Raw genomic sequence first — 6,239 nt, forward strand, 5'->3', positions numbered from 1 at the left:
CTGTAAACGTTCGCCCTGCCCCGCAGGGCCTAACAACCTCAAAGGAACCACAGCATGTTTCAACAAGTGATGAACTGGATGCGGGACAACAAGATTCTCCCGCAGATCTCCGACACCGAACGGCAAGCGCTGGAAGCTGGCGATGTGTGGATTGATGGTCAATTCTTCGGCGGCAAGGTGGACTTTGAAAACATCCTCGCCGAAAACTATGACCAGCTCCCCGCCCACGAACAGGCGTTCCTGGACGGCCCGGTAGAAGAGCTGCTGAAAATGGCCGACGCCTACAAGCTGTCGCGCACCCGCAAGCTGCCGGACGATGTGTTCAAGTTCATGGCAGACAATGGCTTCTTCGCCATGCAGATCGCCAAGGAATACGGTGGCATGCCCATGTCCACCCAGGCCAAGTCCTGCATCATGGCCAAGGTCAGCTCCTATTCCGGCCTGCTCAGCGCCATGGTGGTGATCCCCAACTCCCTGGGCGCCGCTGAACTGTTGGGCCACTACGGCACCGACGAGCAGAAGAACTACTACCTGCCCAAACTGGCCAAGGGTGAATTTATTCCCTGCTTCGGCCTTACCGAACCCACCGCCGGCTCCGACGCTGCCTCCATCAAGGCGGAAGGCGTGGTGTTCAAGGACGACGATGGCGAAGTGAAGTTCAAACTCAACTTCCGCAAGCGCTACATCACCCTGGCACCGGTCTCCAATCTGATTTCCCTGGCAGTGCGCCTGCACGATCCGGAGAATCTGCTGGGCAAAGGTGAAGAGCCGGGCATCACCGTGGTACTGATCGAGAAAGGCACCCCGGGTACCGAAGGCCTGCACATTGGCGACCATCACCAGCCCATCGGTGAACACTTCCCCAATGGCCCCATTGTTGGCCGTGATGTGATCATCGCCGCCGACAAGGTTCTCGGTGGCGTGGAATACACCGGCATGGGCTGGAAGATGTTGATGGAAGCCCTGGCCGGCGGCCGTATGGTATCGCTGCCTGCTACCGGCATCTGCGGTGTGCGCCACGGCGCCATGATTTCCGGCGCCTACTCCATGGTGCGCCAGCAGTTCGGCATTCCCATTGGTCGCATGGAAGGCGTGGAGCACAAGATCGGCAAGGCCGCCGGCATGACCTACGCCTTCGACGCTGCCCGCGTATTCGGCTGCTCCGCCGTGGACCACGGCATTCAGCCGCCGGTAATGTCCGCGGTGATGAAAGCCTACTCCACCGAAATGGGCCGCGAGATCGGCACCGATGCCATGGACGTGACTGCCGGTTACGGCGTTATGCAGGGCCCCAACAACACCATGGGCCGCCTGTACAACTCTGCCCCGGTGAGTGTCACCGTGGAAGGCGCCAACATCATGACCCGTACCCTGATGATCTTTGGTCAAGGTGCCACCCGCTGCCACCCCTACGCCTACAAGGTAGTACAGGCGGTGGAAAACGAGGACGTGACTAGCTTCCGCAAAAACCTCACCGGCTGGATGGTGCAGTTCCTGCTCGGCATGGTGATGACCCTGGTACGCGGCGTTACCCGTGGCTGGTTCACCGTTAAGGTGCCGGATGTGGAGCCGAAGACCAAGAGCATCTACCGTCGTCTGGGCTGGGCGGCCACCCGCTTTGGTCTGCTTACCAACCTGGCCATGTTCTTCGTGGGCGGCAAACTGAAAGCCCGCGGCAACCTGACCGGTCGCTATGCGGATGCGGTTGCCTGGTTGTACATCACCACCTCTGCCCTGCGTCGTTTTGAAGCAGAAGGCCGCAAGGCGGAAGACCTGGCGCTGGTACAGTACGCCGGTGAATACGGCCTCACCCAGATCCAGAAAGCCTTCGAAGGCATCTATGAAAACTTCGGCGGCCCGGTGGGTGTGATCCTGAAAACCGTGGGCCGTATCTGGCTGGGTCTGAACCCGCTGGCCAAACTGCCCGATGACCAGCTGACCCACAAAGCCGCGCTGACACTGCAAAGCTACGGCGAGCAGTACAAGCGCCTGGTGGGCGGCAACTACATGCCGGAAGAAAGCGATCAGGGTCTGGGCCGTCTGCTCAAGGCATTCCGCCTGACCACCGAAGCCGAGCCGGTTCGTGCCAAGATCCGCGCTGCCCAGAAAGCCCGCAAACTGGGCCGTGGCAAGGTGGATGAAATTGCCGCCGAGGCTGCCCAGCAAGGTGTGATCAGCGATGCGGAACTGGCGCTGCTGAATGAGGCTACCGCAGCCTGCATGCTGGCCATCGAGGTGGACGTGTTCACCAAGGACGAGTACTACGGCGCCGGCGGTATTCCTGCCATGAGCGCCACCGGTGACGGTGGTGTGGAACAGCCGCCGGAGTATGAGCTGGCCAAGGCGGTCGGCGAATAACTCCCCTGACACCGAACGCCCCTCCGGGCGTTCGGTTTTCTTTTTTCAGTTTCCATTCCTTTGTTCTGTGATATCGCAGTGCAAAGGAATTGATACTCTGCCTCTGCGACAGGATCCCCCCATGAATCCATTGCTCGACGGCCTGAAGGTCCTTGACCTGTCCCGTCTGTTACCCGGCCCTTTCTGTTCCCTCTCTCTGGCACAACTTGGCGCCGACGTGATCAAGATTGAGGAACCGGATGGCGGCGACTATGCCCGTGAACTGTCCCCGGAGCTGTTCGATATCGTTAACCGGGGCAAACAGTCCCTGACCCTGGACCTGCGCCAGGCAGAAGACGTTGCACGCTTCAAACAATTGGTGGAAACCGCCGATGTGGTACTGGAATCGTTCCGCCCCGGCGTCATGGACAAGCTGGGCTGTGGCTACGACACCCTCAAGGCCATTAACCCGAGACTGGTCTATGCCTCCCTCACTGGCTATGGCCAGACCGGCCCTTATGCGGATCGCCCGGGCCATGATCTGAACTATCTGGGGTATGCCGGCGTGCTGGACCAGACCGGCCTGGCCGGCAAGCGCCCGGCCATGTCCAACGTGCAGATCGCTGACCTGGCCGGCGGCGCCCAGAATTGCACCATCGGCATTCTCGCCGCGGTAATGGGGGCAAGGCAGAGTGGTGAAGGCTGCTGGGTAGACGTGGCCATGCTGGATGGCGCCCTGGCCCTGCAGAGCATGGCGCTGGCCACCCATCACCAGCACGGCAGCAGCCAGCCCCGCGGCAAGGACATGCTCACCGGCGCCCTGGCCAACTACAACGTCTACCGCTGTCGCGACGGCAAGTACCTGGCGGTGGGTTCCCTGGAACCGAAGTTCTTCATGGCATTCCTCAAGGAAATTACGCCAGCCTTTCTTTGGAAGAAGAAAAAGAAAAAAACCGGCAACGCTTCCAGCTCAACCGCCGACAAACCCAAGCCCGCCGGTAGCGGCAACGATGCACTGACCCGCCTGGCCGCCGACCCGAAAAAACTGCGGCGCCTGATGGTACCGGTGCGCTGGGCCATCCAACTGATCCTGCTGACCCGTACCCGCGATCAATGGGACGCCCGGCTGGCCCACAAGGATACCTGCGTCTCCGGCATCCTCACCCTGGAAGAAGCCCTCGCCAATGAACAGGTTCAGGCAAGAGGTCTGGTAACCGACAGCCAGAAAGGACCGGTGTTGCGCTCCCCCATCCGTTTTGTGGGTGCACAGACCCGGGATGGTGAGAGCCCATCACTGGGCGAGCACAACCCTTTGTTTACGGACCAGGATAAGCGCCGAGCCTGAAGCCGGCGCTTTCTGACCCGATCAACCCTGCTACTGCCAGGCCGCAAGTCATACAGTAGTGAATAAAAGAACAATCAATACGGAAGACACATGAGCATTCAGGCAAAAATCATCAAGGCGGTGACCCGCCGTACGATCAAGCGTCACGGCCTCAACGAACAGCAACTGGTCCGTCACCTGCGCAAGGTGTTCAATGACACCCCGGTTCTCACCCTGCTGCCCCGAAAAGTGACACTCAACCAGATCCGCGAACCGCAGTTCGAAGGTGACCACCTGAGTGTCAGCAACCCGTCCACCACGGTGCTGTATCTGCATGGCGGCGCCTATATTGGCGGGGTCACAAAGACCTATCACAACCTGACCGGGCGCCTGGCAAAACAGCTACATGGCGAAGTCTATCTGCCCCTTTATCCATTCGCGCCCGAGCACCCTTTTCCGGCAGCCGTGAACCGGGTGATGGAAGCCTACGAATACCTGTTGGCCAAGGGTAAGAATCCCAGCGATATCGTGATTGCCGGCGACTCCGCCGGCGGCGGCCTGACCCTGGCCACCCTGCTGCATATCCGTGACAAGGGCCTGCCCCAGCCACGCTGCGCAGTACTGTTTTCGCCGGCCAGCAATGCCTTCCCGGATGACAAGGTAATGGCCGCGCTGGACCCCAGCGACGCCATGCTGTCGGCGGACATTATCCGCACCGTGATTGATGTCTATCTACCCAATCAGGAAGATCGCAAGCACCCCTACGCGTCGCCCTGTCTGGGTGACTACAGCGGTGTCTGTCCGCTGCTGATTACCGCCAGCACCGACGAAGTGCTTTACCCGGATGGCAAGCAAGTCCGCAAGGCAGCAGAACAGGCCGGTGTCCGGGTGAAATGGATTGAGCGCCCCGGCCTGTTCCATGTCTGGCCGATCATGGTGCCCTTCCTGCCGGAGGCAAATCGGGATCTGAAAAGTGTGGTCGAGTTTATCCGCACCGCCTGACTGTTTTGGTCATTGCTGCCAGCGCAGCAGCGGCGTTAACTGAATGGTTCACAGTGACAGTGAGACGGTAATGACAGAACTGCCCCGCATCCATCCGGACGACTATTGTGACGAGGATCTGCCCCGGCTTGCCCAGCCCTGGTGGCAGACTCTGCCGGGTAACTTCCATGCGCTGCCGGATCATTTTCTCGCGGATAATGATACCCGCTGGCGAATCGACTACACCGCCAGCATCGACACCCTGGCGCGTACCGGCCTGGCCAGCATGGCCGGCGCTGCGGCCCTGCCTGCAACGCTGAATATCACACGGCAGAAGGAAGAACGGGCACTGGCGGATTTTTATCGGCCCTTCCTCCAGGAGGAGGATCCCAATACGTTCTTTACCCGGCCCACTCAGACTGCAAACATCGAACGCATTCCGGTAGCCTCCTATCACTTCCAGCCGGAGGATGGCGACGCCCATACCCTGCGTTTTCGTTCGCCCTTCGAGCCCAAGAACCCGGCGCTGCGTGACCGTTATCTGGGCCACCACCGCAACCGCACCGCCTGGGCCCAGCACTGGCGTCATCATGGCGAGCCGCGCCCGACCCTGATCATGATCCACGGCTTTGTCGCCGACCCTTACTGGCTCAACACCCGCTGGTTGGCATTACCCTGGTTCTACAAGCAGGGCTTTGATGTGCTGCTTTATACCCTGCCATTCCACGGGCGACGCAAAGGCCGTTTCGCCCCCTTCAGTGGCGCGGAATTTTTCAGCCAGGGCATGGCGCTGCTCAACGAAACCTTTGCTCACGCCATCCATGACCTGCGTCTGTTCATGGACTATTTACGCGAACAGGGCACGCCGGCCATGGGCGCCACTGGCATTTCCTTGGGCGGTTATACCACCGGGTTACTGGCCGCCCTGGAAGATGACCTGGCCTTCGCCATTCCCAATGTGCCGCTGGTCAGCATCATCGATCTGATGCAGAGCTGGTTCCCGATCAACCTGCAAGTGGGCTTGCTGAAGAAGGTCTACGGCACCGACCTGCAGGGTCTACGGGAAGTCACCGCCCTGCATTCGCCCCTCACCTGGCCCTGCAAGGTACCCCAGGCCGGGCGCATGATCATCGGCGGTGCCGGCGACCGCTTTGCGCCACCCAAGCATAGTCATCTGCTGCACCAGCACTGGGGTAATTGCGATCTGCACTGGTTCCCGGGCAATCATCTGCTGCATCTGGATCAGGGGCTGTATCTGAAAGCCATGCGCGATTTCATGAAGGCAGCGCTGGAAGAGAAAGCAACGGCGGCGAGAGGCTGAAGCCACCTTCCCCGTTGGAGCCATGCTTGCCCCCGAGGGGATCTGCGACATGCGAATGGGGTTTGGGAGATATAGGGGCGGTGAATTTGGATAGACCTGTCGAGCGCGGAGATTCCTGATCGCCCTGCAAGCATAGGTTATTCGCTTCGCTCACCCTTCGGGCCGCACGGAACTACGTGCGTTACTCCGCTGCGCTCCGTTCCTACAGCGGCTTCGTAGAGATACCGAGGTCCGAGGAACTTTCCACCCTTTTCCTATCCAACGAGCGTAGCTCGT

Annotated in this window: 4 protein-coding genes; all 4 read left to right on the forward strand. The window is 60.2% G+C overall.

Annotated features, from left to right (window positions below; genetic code table 11):
• Positions 1 to 54: 54 nt before the first annotated feature.
• Positions 55 to 2,358: an acyl-CoA dehydrogenase gene (locus tag B3Q33_RS12430; RefSeq protein ID WP_286827840.1), complete on the forward strand. Its 2,304-nt coding sequence runs from the start codon at positions 55 to 57 to the stop codon at positions 2,356 to 2,358.
• A gap of 121 nt (positions 2,359 to 2,479) precedes the next feature.
• On the forward strand, positions 2,480 to 3,682 hold the full coding sequence (locus B3Q33_RS12435; RefSeq protein WP_272963417.1) for a CaiB/BaiF CoA transferase family protein: 1,203 nt from the start codon (positions 2,480 to 2,482) through the stop codon (positions 3,680 to 3,682).
• A 90-nt stretch (positions 3,683 to 3,772) separates the two neighbouring features.
• Positions 3,773 to 4,663: an alpha/beta hydrolase gene (locus B3Q33_RS12440; protein ID WP_272963418.1), complete on the forward strand. Its 891-nt coding sequence runs from the start codon at positions 3,773 to 3,775 to the stop codon at positions 4,661 to 4,663.
• 70 nt (positions 4,664 to 4,733) lie between these two features.
• The gene (locus B3Q33_RS12445; RefSeq protein WP_272963419.1) at positions 4,734 to 5,963 is read left to right on the forward strand and encodes an alpha/beta hydrolase family protein; all 1,230 of its coding nucleotides are present in this window, start codon (positions 4,734 to 4,736) and stop codon (positions 5,961 to 5,963) included.
• Positions 5,964 to 6,239: the final 276 nt, after the last annotated feature.

This window comes from Alcanivorax sp. UBA3183, from assembly GCF_002364155.1.
Lineage (GTDB): Bacteria > Pseudomonadota > Gammaproteobacteria > Pseudomonadales > Alcanivoracaceae > Alcanivorax > Alcanivorax jadensis.

What these genes read in the sequence shown, in the direction of transcription:
- B3Q33_RS12440 (WP_272963418.1), top strand. Translation starts at nt 3,773, where the DNA reads ATGAGCATTCAGGCAAAAATCATCAAGGCGGTGACCCGCCGTACGATC.
- B3Q33_RS12445 (WP_272963419.1), top strand. Translation starts at nt 4,734, where the DNA reads ATGACAGAACTGCCCCGCATCCATCCGGACGACTATTGTGACGAGGAT.
- B3Q33_RS12430 (WP_286827840.1), top strand. Translation starts at nt 55, where the DNA reads ATGTTTCAACAAGTGATGAACTGGATGCGGGACAACAAGATTCTCCCG.
- B3Q33_RS12435 (WP_272963417.1), top strand. Translation starts at nt 2,480, where the DNA reads ATGAATCCATTGCTCGACGGCCTGAAGGTCCTTGACCTGTCCCGTCTG.